Raw genomic sequence first — 16,947 nt, 5'->3', positions numbered from 1 at the left:
GCCCGCGCCGCCCGGCGGGCGGCGGTGCCGTGCGCCGGTCACGTCCGCGGTGCCCCGCTGGAGCCGCGCACCGTCAACTCCCCGCGCACCGAGGCGATCCCGCCCGGCGGCGGCTCCTCGCGGCCCATCGCGATGCGCCCGGCCCGGGCCCCCGCCTCCGCCAGCGGCAACCGCACCGTCGTCAGCGCCGGTACCGCGTCGATGCTGAACGGCAGGTCGTCGAAGCCGGCGACCGAGACGTCCCGGGGGATGCCCAGGCCGGAGTCCCGCAGGGCGGCGCACGCGCCGAGGGCGACGGTGTCGTTCGCGGCGACGACGGCCGTCAGCGTCGGGTCGCGGCGCAGGAGTTCCAGGGTGGCCTCGTAACCGGACCGGCGGTCGTAGCGGCCGTGGACGGTCCAGCGCGGGTCCTCCTCGATGCCGTGCGCGGCGAGCGCGGCCCGGTGGCCCTCGAGGCGGTGGCGCGTGGTCGTGCGCTCCTCGGGGCCCGCGATGTAGCCGAGGCGGCGGTGGCCGAGGCCGATCAGGTGCTCGGTGAGCTCCCGCCCGCCGCCCCGGTTGTCGAAGGTCAGCGCGATCGCCCCGGTCTCCGGCGCCGGCGGCCGGCCGCACAGCACCACCCGGGTCCCGGCGTCCGTCAGCTTGCGCAGCTTCGCGTCCATGGCCGCCCGGTGCGGCGCGTCCTCGATCGCGCCGCCGGTCAGCACGACCGCCGCCGCCCGCTGCCGCTGGAGCAGGGTGAGGTAGGTCAGTTCGCGCTCCGGGGAACCGCCCGTGTTGCAGACGACCGCGAGCCTCTCCCCGCCGGCCCGCCCGCCCGGCCCCCCGATCTCGGACTGGATCGCGCTCGCCATGATCCCGAAGAACGGGTCGGCGATGTCGTTCACCAGGATGCCCACCAGGTCGGAGGTGGCGGCGGCCAGGGCGCTCGCGGGGCCGTTGAGCACGTAGTCCAGCTCGTCCACGGCCTTCAGCACCCGCTCGCGGGTGGAGGCGGCCACGGGATAGTTCCCGTTGAGCACGCGCGACACCGTCGCGGGGGAGACCTGTGCGCGAGCCGCCACGTCCGCCAGGGTCACCGTCATGTCTCGTCCTCCGCCTCGCGCGTCCCGCCGTACGCCGTCGTACACACCCACACCCGTGGCCGTGGTTCCGAGCAGACCCTACGGCCACCCGCCCGATTGTTCGCCCCCTCGAACAAGTCCGGCTCGCCGCGGTCTTGTCCCCACCGCCGTTCAGAGGCTAGCTTCTGACTACATAGAAAGCGCTTGCTGTCACGTTCACCAGTCACCGCGCGCCCTCACCGGTGCGCGTGCGACGGGCGGGGCGTACGCGGCGCGCGGACCGCGTACGAAGGGAACGACGTGACACGCAAGACGGTGCGTATCGCCATGAACGGTGTGACCGGGCGCATGGGCTACCGCCAGCACCTCGTCCGCTCCATCCTGGCCCTGCGCGAACAGGGCGGCCTCGACCTCGGCGACGGCACCGTGCTGTGGCCCGAGCCGATCCTGGTCGGCCGCCGCGAGCACGCGCTGCGGGCGCTGGCCGAGCGGCACGGCCTGGAGCACGTCTCCACCGACCTGGACGCCGTCCTCGCCGACGGGACGGTGGACGTCTACTTCGACGCCCAGGTCACCTCCGCCCGCGAGGAGGCCATCAAGAAGGCCGTCGCGGCGGGCAAGCACGTCTACACCGAGAAGCCGACCGCCACCGGCCTCGACGGCGCCCTGGAGCTGGCCCGCCTCGCGAACGAGGCCGGCGTCAAGCACGGCGTCGTCCAGGACAAGCTGTTCCTGCCCGGCCTGCTCAAGCTGAAGCGGCTCATCGACGGCGGCTTCTTCGGCCGCATCCTGTCCGTGCGCGGCGAGTTCGGCTACTGGGTCTTCGAGGGCGACTGGCAGGAGGCCCAGCGCCCGTCGTGGAACTACCGCGCCGAGGACGGCGGCGGCATCGTCGTCGACATGTTCCCGCACTGGGAGTACGTGCTGCACGAGCTGTTCGGCCGGGTGAAGTCCGTCCAGGCCCTCACCGCCACCCACATCCCGCAGCGCTGGGACGAGAACGGCAAGCCCTACGACGCCACCGCCGACGACGCCGCCTACGGCGTCTTCGAGCTGGAGGGCGGCGCCGTCGCCCAGATCAACTCCTCCTGGGCGGTCCGCGTCCACCGCGACGAGCTCGTCGAGTTCCAGGTGGACGGCACCGAGGGCTCGGCCGTCGCCGGACTGCGCACCTGCCGCGTCCAGCACCGCTCCGCCACCCCCAAGCCCGTCTGGAACCCGGACATCCCCGCCACCGAGGTCTTCCGCGACCAGTGGCAGGAGGTGCCGGACAACGGCGAGTTCGACAACGGCTTCAAGGCCCAGTGGGAACTGTTCCTCAAGCACGTCTACGCCGGCGCCCCCTACCACTGGGACCTGCTGGCCGGCGCCCGCGGCGTCCAGCTCGCCGAACTGGGCCTGAGGTCCTCGGCCGAGGGCCGCCGCCTCGACGTGCCGGAGATCGCGCTGTGACCCTCCGACTGCCCGACGAACACGGCCGGCTGCGGGCCTACGAGCCCCGCACCGAGCCCCTCGCCCTCACCCCCGGCGCCCCCCTCACCTCCCGTACGGTCTTCTCGGCCGCGCACGTCGTCGCCGACCCGTACGCCGACACCACCCCCGACTCGCCCGCCGCCGTCGACTGGGACGCCACCCTCGCCTTCCGCCGCCACCTGTGGTCGCACGGGCTGGGCGTCGCCGAGGCCATGGACACCGCCCAGCGCGGCATGGGCCTGGACTGGGCGGGCGCGGCGGAGCTCATCCGCCGGTCGGCGGCGGAGGCCCGGAGCGTGGGCGGCCGCATCGCCTGCGGGGTCGGCACCGACCAGATCACCGCCGGCACCCCCGCCGAGGTCCGCGCGGCCTACGAGGAGCAGCTCGCCCTCGTCGAGGAGTCCGGCGCGCAGGCCATCGTGATGGCGTCCCGCGCCCTGGCCGCCGCGGCGTCCGGACCCGAGGACTACCTGGAGGTCTACGGCCACCTGCTCCGCCAGGCCTCCGAGCCGGTGATCCTGCACTGGCTGGGCCCGATGTTCGACCCGGCGCTGGAGGGCTACTGGGGCTCGTCCGACCTGGACACGGCCACCGACACCTTCCTGGAGGTCATCGCCGCCCACCCCGACAAGGTCGACGGCATCAAGGTCTCGTTGCTGGACGCCCGGCGCGAGGTCGACCTGCGCCGCCGGCTGCCGCGGGGCGTGCGCTGCTACACCGGCGACGACTTCAACTACCCCGAGCTGATCGCGGGCGACGAGCAGGGCTTCAGCCACGCCCTGCTCGGCGTCTTCGACCCGCTGGGGCCCCTGGCGGCCGAAGCGGTCCGGGTGCTGGACACGGGGGACGTGAAGGGCTTCCGCGGCCTGCTGGACCCGACGGTCGAGCTCTCCCGCCACCTCTTCCGGGCCCCCACCCGCTTCTACAAGACGGGCGTGGTCTTCCTGGCCTGGCTGGCCGGCCACCAGACGCACTTCACGATGGTCGGCGGCCTCCAGTCGGCCCGCTCCCTCCCGCACTTCGCCCGCGCCTACGAACTCGCCGACGGACTCGGCCTGTTCCCCGACCCGAAGCTGGCGGAGGAGCGGATGAGGAACCTGCTCGCGCTGTACGGGGTGGACCAGTGACCGCCCCCGCGCGTTTCAGCATCAACCAGATGACGGTGAAGCAGCTGTCGGTGCCCGAACTGGTCGCCGCCTGCGGTGAGCTGGGCATCGCGAACGTCGGCCTGTGGCGCGAGCCCGTCCAGGCGTACGGAGTGGAGGCGGCGGCCAAGCTGGTGCGCGACGCGGGCCTGGCGGTGACCACGCTGTGCCGGGGCGGTTTCCTCACCGCGACCGACCCCGGCGAGCGGGCGGCCGCCCTGGCCGACAACCGCCGCGCCGTCGACGAGGCGGCCACGCTCGGCACCGACACCCTGGTCCTGGTCTCGGGCGGCCTGCCGGCCGGCTCCAAGGACCTGCGCGGCGCCCGGGAGCGCATCGCGGACGCCCTGGCGGAGCTCGGCCCGTACGCCGAGCGGCAGGGGGTGAGGCTGGCCATCGAGCCGCTGCACCCCATGTTCGCCTCCGACCGGTGCGTGGTCTCCACGCTCGCGCAGGCCCTCGACCTCGCCGAACGCTTCCCCGCCCACCAGGTCGGCGTCACCGTCGACACGTACCACGTCTGGTGGGACGACACCGCGCCCGCACAGATCGCCCGCGCGGGCGCCCAGGGCCGCATCCACACCTTCCAGCTCGCCGACTGGACCACCCCGCTGCCCGAGGGCGTCCTCAACGGCCGCGGCCAGATCGGCGACGGCTCGATCGACATGCGGGAGTGGAAGGGGTACGTGGAGGCGGCCGGCTACACCGGCGCCATCGAGGTCGAGCTGTTCAACGAGGCGCTGTGGGCCCGGGACGGCCGCGAGGTGCTCGCCGAGACGGCGGCGCGGTTCGCGGAGCACGCGGAATGAGGCCCGCCGCACGCTGAGGCGCGGGACGCGGGTGCCCGGACACGCCGTGCCCGGGCACCCGCGCCGTCAGACCTCCGCCCCCGCACCGGGCACACCGGCCCGCAGGTGCGCCGCCAGACGGCGCAGCTCGACGAGGGCGCCGGCGTCCGACCCGTCCCCCAGCGGATAGTGCAGGGCCGGTGCGGAGGCGGGTCCCAGGGCGACGGGCCGCACCTCGACGGGCGGGCGCCGGGCATGGGTGAGTCCGATGTCCCGCACGTCCCGCGCACCCAGGGTGAAGGCGACCGGGACGGGCGGCGCCTGGAGCACGGGGGCCGTGGTGAGGTCGCGGGAGGCCCGCCGCACCGAGGTGAGCATCGTCGTCAGGCCGTGTTCCACGACGAGGCTCTCGGCGAGGGGCGCGATCGCCTCCAGGGGCGGTGCCTCACCCTCCCCGTACCCGAGGGTGAGCGTCACGTCCTGCTCCACACCGGCGGTCGTCCGCGTGACCCGGATCCACGCCAGCGCGGGCCGGCCGGGGTGCCCCGTCACGAGCAGATGGGTGGGCTCGGGGGCCCGGGCACGGGCCAGATCGGTCAGCCGGCGCGGTGACCAGGGCAGGTTGACTGGTTCCGCGGTGCCCCAGCCGGCCGGCGCCGAGCCGGTGAGTGCGCGCCAGGCCGCCTCGAGCGCTTCGCCCAGGACGGCGTCCTCGTGCGCGGGGAGCGTCGTACGGAACGCCACGACGAGCTGCCGGTCACGTGACGGGGACGTCCGGCCGAACGCCTCGGCGACCGAGGCCGTGCCGTCCGCCCCGAGCGCGGGCGCGAACGTCCCGTCCTGCCAGCGCAGCACCGTCCCGGACAACCCGTCGTAGTAGCCCTGTGCAGGGTCCTGGACGACCCAGCGGTTGGGCACCTGCAGGAGGGTGGCGCGGGCCGGGGCGCTGAGCCGGACGTGCGGCGGGGTGACGATCTGCAGGGCGCGGCCCGACGCGGAGGTGCCGCGCAGCACCTCGGACAGCCAGGTGGTCAGGGCCAGGACGGGCCGGTCGGCCAGGACGACGGACGTGCTGTCGGTGAGGACGTCCACGACCGGCTGCCCGTCGTCCGGCGCGACGGCCGCGCGCACGTCCACGACGTCGGTGCCCGCCGCCGGCTCGGGCCAGGTGGTGCCGCCCAGCAGCAGGGCGAGCCGCCCGCACACCGATCCCGCCAGCCGCTCGGCCCCGGGCACGGCGCCGGAGGCCCGGGCCTCGGTCCACCAGAACGGCACGGGCACGTCCCGCCCGAGCAGCCGTTCGGCCTCCCCGGGGACCTGGACCAGCAGCGGGGCCTCCACGGACACCAGGGGCCTGCCGTCCGGGGCGCACAGACGCAGCACGGCGCCCTCGGACCCGGCGGTCACGGCCGCCTCGGGCCCGCCCGCGTACAGCCCGGCCAGCAGGGCCCAGGTGTCCGGCATCTTCGGGGTGAGGGCGATGACGTCCTTGGTCACGACTCTCCTTCCTCGGCTCCGGTCAGCGCGGTCTGGACGAGCCGGTGGTGCCGGCCGCGGCGGACCAGGGTGCCGCGACCGGGTGGCTGCGGGGAGGCGTACAGGCCGGGGAAGAGCTGTCCCTCGGTGCGGTCGCCGGTCATCACCAGGGCGGTGGTGCCCGTCTCGCGCAGGGTGGTCAGCAGCGGCTCGTACAGCGCGCGGGAGGCTCCCGCGGTGCGCCGCGCCAGGACGAAGTGCAGGCCGATGTCCTGCGCGGAGGAGACGTACGGCAGGAAGGGCGCGAGGGGCTGCTGTCCGGCGGTGGTGAGGATGTCGTAGTCGTCGACGAGGATGACGATCCGCGGGCCCCGGAAGGAGGGTTCGCCGGTCTCGGGCGCGTCCGGGTCGGCGGTCTCCGGCAGCCGCTTCTGCAGTTCGGCGGCGATGCCCGTGGACAGGGCGGCGGCGAGCGCGGCGTTGTGGGCGTAGCCGCCCCGGTACGGCTCCGGGACGATGCCGCGCAGACCGCGGCGCGGGTCGAAGACGCCGAAGACCAGCTCGTCGTCGGAGTACCGCTCGACGAGCCCGGCGACGATCAGCTTCAGCAGGTTCGTCTTGCCGCACTCGTTGTCGCCGAGGACCAGCAGGTGCTGGTCGCCGCCGAAGAGGTCGAGCAGCACGGGCGCGAGGGCGTCCTGGTCGAGACCGAGGGGTATCCGCCGCGGTTCGGCGGCCGGCGAGGGCAGCCGGGTCGCCGGCAGCCGGGCCGGCAGCACCCGCACCGGGGCGGCGGGTTCGCCGTGCCAGGTGGCGCGGACGGTCCGGGCCGCCTCGTCCAGCGCCGGGCCCAGGTCGCCGGTCGTGGGCGAGCCGTCGATACGGGGCAGGGCGGCCTGCGCGAACAGCTTGCCGTCGGTGAGCACCCGGCCGGGCACGTCCGGCGAGAGGGTCTCGGAGAGCTTGCGGTCGACGGAGGAGTCGGCGGGGTCGTTCAGGCGCAGCTCGACGCGGGTGCCGAAGAGCGACTGGGTGGCGATGCGGACGTCGTTCCAGCGCAGCATGCCCGCCACCACGTGGATGCCGTAGCCGCCGCCCCGCTTCAGCAGGTCGGCGACCGGCTCGTCGAGGTCGGCGAAGTCGTCGCGCAGCGCGCCGAAACCGTCGACCACGAGGACGACGTCGGTGGAGCCGAGCTGCGGCAGCCGGCCCTGGGCGCGGAGCCGGCGGAGCTGGTCGACGGAGTCGATGCCGTGCTCGCGGAAGACCGTCTCGCGCTCGGCGAGCATGGCGCGCACCTCGGCGACCGTACGGGCCGCGCGCTCACGGTCGGCCCGTCCGGCGACCCCGCCCACGTGCGGCAGGGCGGCCAGCGCCGACAGGCCGCCGCCGACCAGGTCCAGGCCGTACACGGCGACGTCGCGGGGCGTGTGGGTGACCGCCAGGGACAGCACGAGGGTCCGCAGCAGCGTGGTCTTGCCGGACTGGGGGCCGCCGATCACGGCCACGTGGCCGCCGGCCGTGGTCAGGTCCAGCACCCACTGGCCCTGCCACTGCCGGGCCGGGTCGTCGAGCACGCCGAGCGGCACCCGCATCCCGCCCGTGGCGCGCGCCAGGCGCAGCCCGTGCTCGGAGACCCGGACCGGTCCGGCGGCCGCGTCCAGGGTGACGGTGTCCGGCAGCGGGGGCAGCCAGATGCGGCGCACGGCGGGCGCGGCGCCGGCGAGCCGGTCGACCATGAGGGACAGCACGGTCGGGCCGGTCTCCCGCCGGGTGGCGGCGGGTTCCTCCTCCGGCTCCTCGGCCTGCCCCGCGGTGTTGTACGCCGGGTAGGGCAGGGCGAGCGGCTCCTCGTCCCGCTGCTCGCGCGCCGCCGGGCCGCGGTGGGCGCCGGAGACGTACCCGGCCTTGAACCGTTCGTAGGTGGAGGTGTCGACCTTGAGGTAGCCGAATCCGGGCAGGGGCGGCAGATGGAAGGCGTCGGTGGTGTCGAGGACCGTGCGGGACTCGTCGGCGGAGAAGGTCCGCAGGCCCAGCCGGTACGACAGGTAGGTGTCCAGGCCCTTGAGCCTGCCGCCCTCGATGCGCTGGCTGGACAGCAGCAGGTGGACGCCGATGGAGCGGCCGATGCGCCCGATGGACAGGAACAGGTCGATGAAGTCCGGCTTCGCGGTGAGGAGTTCGCCGAACTCGTCGATGACGACGAACAGGTGCGGGAGCGGTTCGAGGTCCGGCCTCCGCGTCGCGCGCAGCGCGGCGTAGTGACCGATGTCGGCGACGTTGCCGGCGTCCTTCAGGACCTGCTGGCGGCGCTTGACCTCGCCGGCGAGGCTGGTGTGGACGCGTTCGACGAGCCCGGCCCGGTTCTCCAGGTTGGTGATCATTCCGGCGGTGTGCGGGAGTCCGGCGAAGGGGGCGAACGTGGCGCCGCCCTTGTAGTCGACCAGGACGAGCGCCAGGTCCTCGGGGGAGTGGGTGGCGACCAGGGCGAGGACGAGGGTGCGCAGCAACTCGCTCTTGCCCGAACCGGTCGCGCCCACGCACAGTCCGTGCGGACCCATGCCGAGCTGGGAGGACTCCTTCAGGTCCAGCAGGACCGGCTCGTGGCGGTCCGTCAGCCCGATGGGTACGCGGAGGAAGTCGCGTTCGCCGCGGGGCTTCCACAGGGCGGTCAGGTCGAGTTCGGCGGGGTCGGCGATGCCGAGGAGCGCGGGGAAGTCGACCGGACCGGTGACGGGGCTCCCCTCGGCGACGGACTCCGGCGACAGCCGCAGCGGGGCCAGCAGCCGGGCGACGCCCTCCGCCCCGGCCGCGGTGACCGGATCGGCGGTGCCCTCGGCGGTGATTGGTGCGGCGGCGCCCTCGGCACCGGAGCGGCGCAGGTCCTCGACGACCACCCGCTCGCCGTGGACGGTGATGCGGACGCTCACCTCGTCCGGCTCGTGGACCTGCTCCCGCAGGAGGTGCACCACGGTGACCCCCATGTCCGGCAGCCCGACCGCCGAGTCCGGTCGGGGGAGCTCGGCGGCCGGCTCGCCGTGCGTGTCGGAGATCACCAGCAGCCGGCTCGCCAGCCGCAGCGCGTTCCGGTCGGCCAGGCCGCGCCGCACCTCCGCCGCGTACGCGGACCGCCGGCCCAGCTCGTGCCGCAGCAGTCCGGCCAGCTGCCTCGGATCGGGCGCGATGCGGCGGGCGGCCACCGGACCGTCGTGCGCCTGCGGGTCCAGCACGTGGGGCAGCCACTTCGCCCACTCCCACTCGGCCAGCCGCTCGCCGGGCACGGCCAGGGCGAGCGCGACGTCGTCGGGGGCGTGTGTCACCGCCGTCTGCGCCAGCAGCGCCCGGGCGACGCGCAGGACGTCCTCCCGGTCGCCGACGACGCTGACGTTCCCGGCGCGGTCCAACGGCACGGTCAAGGGCACGTCGGCGGCGGTCGCGAACCGGCGTTGCAGAGCGCGCGCCTCGTTGAGCATGAAGGGGTCCGGCGGCGTCAGCACCCCGCCGGCGCCGCTCTGCTGAAGGGCCGGTTCCCGGACCGGTACGTCACCGAGACCGACCCGCACCCGCAGGAAGTCGGCGTCCTGACGGCGCCGCTCCCACAGCCGGGCGGGGTCGCGCACCAGGTCGTACAGCGCCTCCGGCGGCGGGTTCAGCTCCCGCTCCGCCTCCCGCAGCCGCCGCTCCGCGGCACCGAGCTCCTCCCGCAGTTCCTCCAGGTACTCCAGGTAGCGCTCACGCTGCGTGCGCCGGGTGCGCTGCGCCTTGCCGCGCTGCGACAGGAACAGCGCCACCGCTCCCAGCAGCGCGAAGACCAGCACGACCGCGCCCACCACCGCGAACCGGCTGTTGCGGACCACGGTCATCATGACCACGGAGCCCATGACGCCGGCCATCGGCAGCAGCGCGGTGGCCGCGTTGCCGATCTTCCCCTCGGGCAGGTTGGGCGGCGCCTCGACCGTACGGGGACGGGCGGGTTCCAGGGGGCGGGTGCTGCGGGCGGGCCGGTGGACGATCTGCAGGGTCACGGGCGGACTTCTCCGGAGCGGGTCGTGACGGAGGAGGGTCGGGGCGGGTACGGGCCGGGGCGCACCGGCCGGATGCTCATCGCACCCTCACCGCGCGCTCCATCACCTCGGCGGCCAGCCGCAGGACGGACTGCTGCGTGGCGTGCGCCAGGAGGTCGGTGCGGATGGGGCCGCCGCCGGCCAGATGACGGTCGTACGGCACGGTGACGACGGTGACACCGGCCTCCTTGAGGTGCCCCGCGGCCGTCCTGTCGTCGAGGAGGGTGTCGGGGGTGTTCGCCACCAGCGCCACGACCGTCGTGGCCAGAGCGGAATGGGGCAACCGCGCCAGCCAGTCCAGCACCTGACGGGTGGCGCCGACGCCCTCCGCCGTGGTCGGCGCGACCACCACCCGGGCGTGCGCGGTGTCCATCGCCGTACGGGCCACCTCGCCGGGGAGCGTCTCGCAGTCGGCCACGGTCACCGCGAAGTAGCGGCGCAGCGCCAGCGTGACCTTGCGGTACGACGTCATGTCGAGCGGCGGGCCGACCTGGCCGCGGCTCGCGGGCAGCAGCCAGCCGCCGTCCGACACCGGGACCAGGTAGCCGGTCACGTCGGTCAGTTGCATGGAGGGGTGGAGGATCGGCGCGAGATCGGTGCACGTCCAGCGCACCGCCTCCGCGCCCATGCGCACCGGCAGGGTGCCCAGCGCGGTGTCCGCCTCCAGGGTCAGCACCGGGTCGTGCCGGTAGTGGTTGAGGGTGCGCCCGAGCAACGCGGAGACGGTGGACTTGCCGACGCCGCCACGGATGGAGGTGACGGCCACCACCCGGCCCGTGGTGACGGGCTGCTGCAACGCGCGGGCGATCCGGGTCCGTTCGGCGACGTCCTGGGTGACGGACGAGGTGAGCTTGCGCAGGGCTTGCCCCGTACGCCGGGTCACGGAGTCGCCGTGCAGAGGGCGTCCCAGGGCGAGGAGGAGACGGGGATCGAGGGTGGGGGAGGACTCGGGGGCGGGGGCCGCGGGGAGACGGGGGTCGTGGGCGGGGGGCGTCGCGGGCCGCTCCGGGGTCGGCTCGTCGGCGGCCCGGGCGCCGGATGCGAGGGCCGGGGACGCGGGGCCGCCCGGTGCGTCGGGTGCGGACGGGGGCACCGGACGGGGGACGCGCGGGCCGGACGCGTCGCCGTCGGTGCCCGCTCCCGTTTCCGTCGTCGAGGGCGCGGGGTGCACGAGCCGCAGCGTGGGCTCGCCCGGCCGGACGGAGGCCCTCCCCCGGCCCCCGCCCGTACCGGCGTCCGTACCCGGACCGCCGCCCCCCGCGGCGCCGCTCAGTTCCCGCAGGACGTTCCGCTGCCAGTCACCGCCACCGCCGTGTGCGGACAACGGCTCCCGCCGCTGATCCCCCTGCTCCTGCGTCATGCCGCCGCGCCCCCTAAGCGAAGGTGTCGAGCAGTCGCCCGTACACACCGAACACGCCGACGAGCAGCGGGAGCAGTGCGATGACCCCCACCGACTCGAGCAGGTCACCGGCCCGCCGCAACCGGACCCGCACGTGCTCGGCCGGTTCCACGGCGAGCACGAGGAGCGGCAGGACCGCCAGCACGACGAGGAAGGCCGACGGCGCCGCGGCCGAGGACCGCTCCGCCCATACCGTCAGCAGCCGCACGACGACGCCCGCCGCGGCGGCCAGCAGCACGACCACCTCGGCGACCAGCGGGAACGCCCGGGCCCGCAGGGCCAGCACCACCGCGACGACCGAGGCGAGCGGCACCGTCCACACGGAGGGGTCCCGCAGCGCCAGGACGGCGGCCGCGGCGGCCGACCCCGCCAGGGTGACCGTGGCGAGCACCAGCCCGCGGTGGGCGGCGGCCAGGGCGACGGACACCTGGTGGCGGCTGACGGAGATCCCCCCGGCCCGCCGGTCGTCGAGCCCGGAGAGCCCGGACGCCATCAGCGCGAGCCGTGGCAGCACTCCGAGCAGCACCACGCAGACGACGCCGAGAACGGCTCCGACACGGGCCTGCTGCTCCGCCGTCCCGGCGCCGGACTGCACGGCGACGACGGTCTCCCAGCCGACGGCGGTCAGGGCCACGGCACCGGCGCCCACGACCCCGCCCCGCCCCAGCGGCGTGAACAGCCCGAGCAGGGCGAGGACCAGCACGCCCACGGTGGCCACCCCGGCGAGCCGCAGGGCGCCCGTCGAGGACCCGCCGACGACGTCGACGAGGCTCCACACGCCCGGCACACCGAGCGCGCCCGCGGCACACAGCAGGGTCGCGGCGAGCCCGTGCCTGCGCAGCCGCCCCAGGACCGCACCCGTGACCGCGGCCAGACCGGCGGCGGCGAGCAGGGCACCGGCGACGACCGTCCGGTCGTACTGCGCACGCGCGAACAGGGCGGCGACGACCACCCAGCCCACGCTCGCGGCACCCGCCGTGACCCGTCGCGCGGCCGGCCCCCACACCCATGCCCGATGACCGAGATCCTCCGCCACCTCGTCGGTGACGTCGTGCACGACGGGGGCGGGCGGGGCGTCCTCCACGCGGACGAGACGCAGTACGGCGCCGTCGCGGATGCCCGCCGTCTCCAGTGTGCTGTCGTGATCGAGCGCGGAGCCGTCCACCGTGACGAGGTGGCGCGAGGCGGGCCGCCCCGTCACGCGGTCGTCCAGCAACCGCATGATCTCGGGCAGCAGCAGCCCGACCGGCTCCCGCGCCGGAAGTACGAGGTCGACGCGGCGCCGCTCACCGACGAGCGTGACCCTGCTCAACACCGTCGGCCCACCGGCCGTTTCCCTGCTCAAGGCCCCCGTAGACATCACGTTCGCGAACCTATCACCGGCTTGTAGGACTGTCGGAGGGCGTGGAAACGCCGGAGGAGTACGGGCTCTGTCCGATCAGCCGGTGCGACACGAACGACCACCCCACGCACCCCGCGCACAGCACGGCCGCGATCACCGTCCCGGCGAGCACCTTCCCCATCCGCTCGTCCACGGTCCGCCGTTGCCGCTGTGCCCCGAACACCAGGGCGTCCCGCAACCGCCGCCGCCGCACGGAGACGGACTCGAGGAGCTGGCTGTCGTAGTCCTGAGCGGTCATGGTGATCGGTCACCTCGTGTCACGTGGGGAACTCACCGAGCCAGCTGCGCTTGAGCAGGTGCTCGGGCAGGTACTCCGATTCGACCTCGATGGGCCGTCCGGCGTCGTGGGCGAGGCAGGCGATGGCGAGGACCGCGAGGGGGACGTCGCCGTCGCCCGTCTCCTGGCGCTCCTCGTTCGCCGTCCAGTACTCCTTGTGGAGCTCGAGCGCCTGTACCAGGGCCTCGTTGAACTGGTCCGGGTCCCGGCCGACGAAGCGGTAGAAGAGATTGATCGGCGGATACAGGACCTTGAGCATCGTCTCGCGGTCCATGAACCGCAGCCGGTCCGGGTCGGTCCCGTCGAACGCGGCAACCAGCTTGTCCCCGAGTCCCGGCCGCTCCAGCCAGTACGTCTGGAGGGCGTCGACCCAGTGGTAGACGTACTCCTCGAAGACGGCGCCGGAGGCGCGCAGCGTCTCGATCGGCACCTGGCACAGCTGCGTCATCCGCGCCTGGTCCCGGCACACGACGGCCAGCCAGAAGGCCTCCAGCCAGGTACCGGCGTCGACGAAGTGCGTGATTCCCACGGCGGGGATCGTCCGTACCTCGTGGCCGATCATGCACTCGACGGTGGAGCCCTCCGGGGCGGTCGCCGAGGCGAACAGGGCGGACCCGACCTGCATGGCCATGACCCAGGCTTCCCACGTCTCCAGCTTCTCGGCGGTGGGGTCCTCGACGCAGAGGAGCGCGGCCCTTTGGCGCGCCCGGTTGAACGTCATGTCGAGGCTGTCGGGGTACTCCTCCAGGTCCTCGATATCCTTGAGGGTGCGCGCATTGATCCTCTGTCGCAGCCCGCCCGGATCCGGGTGACTTCCTTCTGCCGGCGGCCGCGAAATCCTCGTCGGCATGGACGGTTCCCTCATTTCGTGATGTCGAACTGCAGCATCTCGTAGCCAGCGTACTTAGCCCCGTTGGGCTTGGCTTTCACGAGGACGTAGTCCACCTCGCCTCGTTTGAGTGCCATGCTCAGGTCTTCCGCCAGTTTGCGTTCGGCTTCAGCCGCCTTGAGTAGATCTTGGTTACCGGTGCTCTCGGCCTTTCTCTCGTTCCTTTCGGCCCGGGTTTGCATTTGGTCGAGAATGGTCCGGAAGTACTCTCTCGTTCCCTGTGTCACCAACCGCCCGCTGTGACCCTTGCGTACTCCGAGAGAGGCTGTCGTGGACCCCTTCGCCTCGACGACGACGTACCGGCCGTCCGTCGTCCGGTACACCTGGTCGAACCGATTGTTCCCGAACGCCCCGTCGTCCAGGCGCACTGCGCCCGCGTAGTGCTCCGGGATCGCGTGACGCTCGGCCGCGTACTCGCCGAGCAGTTCGCTCTGCCTGTTCGCGTCGCCGTGGAGCGGTGAGTGCGTCTCGTCGGCGAGATCCCTCGCGGCGGCCAACTCGTCCGTGGGATTGGCGGCGTAGGCCTTCTCCGCGTCCTTGAGGACGTTCTCCGCCGCCTTGTCGGCCTTGACTGCCGCGTCCCGCTTGGCGGCCTGCTCGTTCAGGTAGTCCCGGGTCTCGTCGGGGAGATCTGACGCCTTGCCCTGGATGGGATCCGGGCGCACATACTTCTCCTTGATCGCCGGAGGCATGTCACTCGCCGCTATCCACTGGGGAGGCGCGAACGGGTTGCGTGTGAGCTGGGGTACGGCCTGGCCGTATCCGCCCTCGGCGGACGTGGAGCGCCGGTATCCGTTCTCTCGGTAGTGCTCCTTGAACCACTGGGGGTCGTTGTTGGCCCGTTCGACCTGCCGGCGCATGACCTCGCGTTCGGCATCCAGCGGATCACGGCTGCCGGACGGCGATCCGCCCGAGCCGTCCCCGCCTCCGTGACCGCCACCGGACCCGCCGCGCTGGGCGGGAACGTGACCACTGTCGGTCCCGCCGCCCGCGTGCCCGTCGCCGCCCGCCGCATGGCCGCCGGTGTCGCGTGCGGGCACCGTGTCCGTGCCGCGCGCCCCCGCGCGCTCGCCCACGTGAGCGGTCGGCGTCGTGTTCCCGCCGGCCCGCCCCGTCGCGTCGCCGCCGACGTGGGCCGCCGTGCCCCCGGCGGCGTGTGCGCCTGCCCGGTCGCCCGCCCCGACGAGCGCACCCTCCTCGTGCGGCAGGTTCTGCTCCAGCAGTTCCCGGTCCGCCGCCGACAGCTCCACCTTGGCCGGTGCCGCCGTGCCGTCCGCGCGGACGACCGAGCCGTCGTCCAGGTTCAGCCGGGTGCCGTCCGGCCACTCCACGACGTTGCCGCGGATGACCGGCGTGTCGTCGGCGACCCGCACCACGCTGCCGTCGGGCTGGACGCGCCCCGCGCCGGAGAGGATGTCGTCGTAGGCGCCCGCGTGCACGCCCCGCAGACCGGCGAACAGGTCGGTGACCTTGACCGTGCCGAACTTCGCGGCCTTGCCGAGGTACGTCATCGGGTCGACCAGCCGGGCCGTCCTGCCGAGCGCACCCACCGTGCGGGCCACCGAACCGCCCTTCGCCGCCGCTCCGGCCCCTCCGGTGAAGACCGTCGTCAGGACGTTGAAGGTGACCGCGCCGCCCGCCCGGGCGGGGTTCTCGCCCCACTGGTCCCAGGCGACCAGCGCCTTGCCCGCCTCCTTGACCGTGTTGCGGGAGTCGCGCAGGTAGGAGGGGAGTTTGTCCTCGGGCATCATCCAGTACGCGACGCCGACGACGGGCACCGCGGTGACGAGCACGCCGGTCGCGAGCTTGCCGAGCCCCTTCCACGCCTCGCCCGCCGCGTCCCAGCCGTCGACGCCGACGAGGGTGCCCAGGCCCCGGATCGTGCCCCACACCCCGTCGACGACGAAGCCCTTGCCGAACTCCATCAGCTGGTGGCCGAGCCAGTCGAGCCCGTGCCGCTCCTTCTCCACGGTCCTGCCCCAGGGCAGTTCCTCGGACCGGTTCAGGAGGTCGGCGGTGAAGCCGTAGGTGCTGGTGCCGCGTTCCAGCAGGCGCTTCTCCGCGCCGTCCTCGAGGATCAGCGTCGTTCCGCCCACCAGCGCGGTGATCTTGTTGTGGCAGGTGATCTCCGCCTGCCAGAAGGCCGCCGTGGTCGCGTTGACGTCGTGCACCAGGTCGTTGTTGAGCTGGACGTTGTCCTCGTCCTCGCGCCAGTCGTCGTCCCCCGCGATCTGCTGCCGGAAGGTTTCCGCACGCTGCTTGAGGCTCTTCAGCCTGGCCACGAGCGGCTGGATCTCCGTCTCGTACGAGCTGAGGGCCGCCGCCACCTTCTCCAGGTCGTCGGCGAACTCGTCCGCCTTGGCCGCCACCGGCGCCGTCGTGGCGAACAACTGCTCCGCCTCCGGGGCCGTGTAGCACGCCGACAGCCCCTGGAAGCGGGTGTGCACGTCCGACCCCGACTGGCGGAAGACGAGCGCCTCCCCCGTCAGAAGCATGTGGTCGATGCCCAGCTGCTCCAGATCGCCGGTGAACTGCGGGATGTTCTGCGGATCGATGAGGTCCGCGCTCACTGGCCCCCCTGCTGCCCGCCCGCACCCGGCAGGTCGATCTTCGGTTCCTTCAGCGCGTTCGCCTGGGCCTGCGCGGCCATCTCCAGATCACCCCTGACGTACGCGTTGGTCGCGGTGGCCGCCCCGTCGAGGGAGTTCGACGTGCGCACCGCGACGTACATCAACTTCTCCTGGTAGGCGGTGAAGAACTCGCCCAGCGCCGCCGCGACCGGGCCCTGGACCCCGCTCTTCTCCACACCGCCCTGCTGGATCGTGCCGGCGGACTTCGCCGCGCTCGGCATGGTCTCCTGCAGGGCCTTGCCGGTGTCCGAGAGTCCCTCGGCCGCCTTCGCCGTCTCGGTGAGGACGCGTTGCACGCCCGACGGCGAGATGTCCCACCCCGTCATGTGGATTCCCCGTA

General features: G+C 73.8%; 12 protein-coding genes. 3 read left to right on the top strand and 9 right to left on the bottom strand.

Translation table 11 applies throughout. The features are described from left to right. Positions 1-38: 38 nt before the first annotated feature. Positions 39-1,085 carry a LacI family DNA-binding transcriptional regulator gene (locus tag GL259_RS14975; RefSeq protein WP_159532995.1) on the bottom strand — a complete coding sequence of 349 codons (1,047 nt, stop codon included), beginning with the start codon at positions 1,083-1,085 and terminating at the stop codon, positions 39-41. Between the two features lie 279 nt (positions 1,086-1,364). Here GL259_RS14975 and GL259_RS14970 point away from each other — a divergent pair, with 279 nt between their 5' ends. From GL259_RS14970 to GL259_RS14960, 3 genes are read left to right on the top strand one after another with little or no spacing between them, the layout of a single operon-like run. Further along, complete coding sequence (locus tag GL259_RS14970) at positions 1,365-2,516, top strand: Gfo/Idh/MocA family oxidoreductase (RefSeq protein WP_166461497.1); 1,152 nt, start codon at positions 1,365-1,367, stop codon at positions 2,514-2,516. Beyond that, positions 2,513-3,664: a dihydrodipicolinate synthase family protein gene (locus tag GL259_RS14965; RefSeq protein WP_159532993.1), complete on the top strand. Its 1,152-nt coding sequence runs from the start codon at positions 2,513-2,515 to the stop codon at positions 3,662-3,664. Before GL259_RS14970 ends, GL259_RS14965 begins: the two co-directional genes overlap by 4 nt. Continuing rightward, on the top strand, positions 3,661-4,491 hold the full coding sequence (locus GL259_RS14960; protein WP_166461496.1) for a sugar phosphate isomerase/epimerase family protein: 831 nt from the start codon (positions 3,661-3,663) through the stop codon (positions 4,489-4,491). Before GL259_RS14965 ends, GL259_RS14960 begins: the two co-directional genes overlap by 4 nt. A 66-nt stretch (positions 4,492-4,557) precedes the next feature. On the opposite strand, the gene GL259_RS14955 is transcribed toward GL259_RS14960, so the two are convergent. The 8 genes from GL259_RS14955 to GL259_RS14920 form a co-directional block, all read right to left on the bottom strand. Beyond that, the gene (locus GL259_RS14955; protein WP_159532989.1) at positions 4,558-5,967 is read right to left on the bottom strand and encodes a DUF6177 family protein; all 1,410 of its coding nucleotides are present in this window, start codon (positions 5,965-5,967) and stop codon (positions 4,558-4,560) included. Further along, positions 5,964-9,971 (bottom strand): type VII secretion protein EccCa, encoded by a 4,008-nt coding sequence (gene eccCa / locus GL259_RS14950; protein WP_159532987.1) that lies wholly within the window; start codon positions 9,969-9,971, stop codon positions 5,964-5,966. The genes GL259_RS14955 and eccCa overlap by 4 nt, the downstream gene beginning before the upstream one ends. Before the next feature lie 76 nt (positions 9,972-10,047). Continuing rightward, complete coding sequence (locus GL259_RS14945; protein WP_159532985.1) at positions 10,048-11,370, bottom strand: hypothetical protein; 1,323 nt, start codon at positions 11,368-11,370, stop codon at positions 10,048-10,050. Positions 11,371-11,383: 13 nt separating this feature from the next. Continuing rightward, positions 11,384-12,769, bottom strand: a complete 1,386-nt coding sequence (gene eccD, locus GL259_RS14940; protein ID WP_159532983.1) for a type VII secretion integral membrane protein EccD — start codon at positions 12,767-12,769, stop codon at positions 11,384-11,386. A gap of 16 nt (positions 12,770-12,785) precedes the next feature. After that, complete coding sequence (locus GL259_RS14935) at positions 12,786-13,049, bottom strand: hypothetical protein (protein ID WP_159532981.1); 264 nt, start codon at positions 13,047-13,049, stop codon at positions 12,786-12,788. A gap of 19 nt (positions 13,050-13,068) precedes the next feature. Then, positions 13,069-13,938: an immunity 49 family protein gene (locus tag GL259_RS14930; RefSeq protein WP_159532979.1), complete on the bottom strand. Its 870-nt coding sequence runs from the start codon at positions 13,936-13,938 to the stop codon at positions 13,069-13,071. Between the two features lie 11 nt (positions 13,939-13,949). Then, on the bottom strand, positions 13,950-16,547 hold the full coding sequence (locus GL259_RS14925) for a hypothetical protein (protein WP_159532977.1): 2,598 nt from the start codon (positions 16,545-16,547) through the stop codon (positions 13,950-13,952). Continuing rightward, positions 16,544-16,933: a DUF6507 family protein gene (locus GL259_RS14920; RefSeq protein WP_159532975.1), complete on the bottom strand. Its 390-nt coding sequence runs from the start codon at positions 16,931-16,933 to the stop codon at positions 16,544-16,546. The genes GL259_RS14925 and GL259_RS14920 overlap by 4 nt, the downstream gene beginning before the upstream one ends. Positions 16,934-16,947 lie beyond the last annotated feature (14 nt).

Source organism: Streptomyces sp. Tu 3180, from assembly GCF_009852415.1.
Lineage (GTDB): Bacteria > Actinomycetota > Actinomycetes > Streptomycetales > Streptomycetaceae > Streptomyces.
The sequence above is the reverse complement of the archived record's forward strand: the minus strand, read 5'-3'. Positions and strand labels throughout refer to the sequence as shown.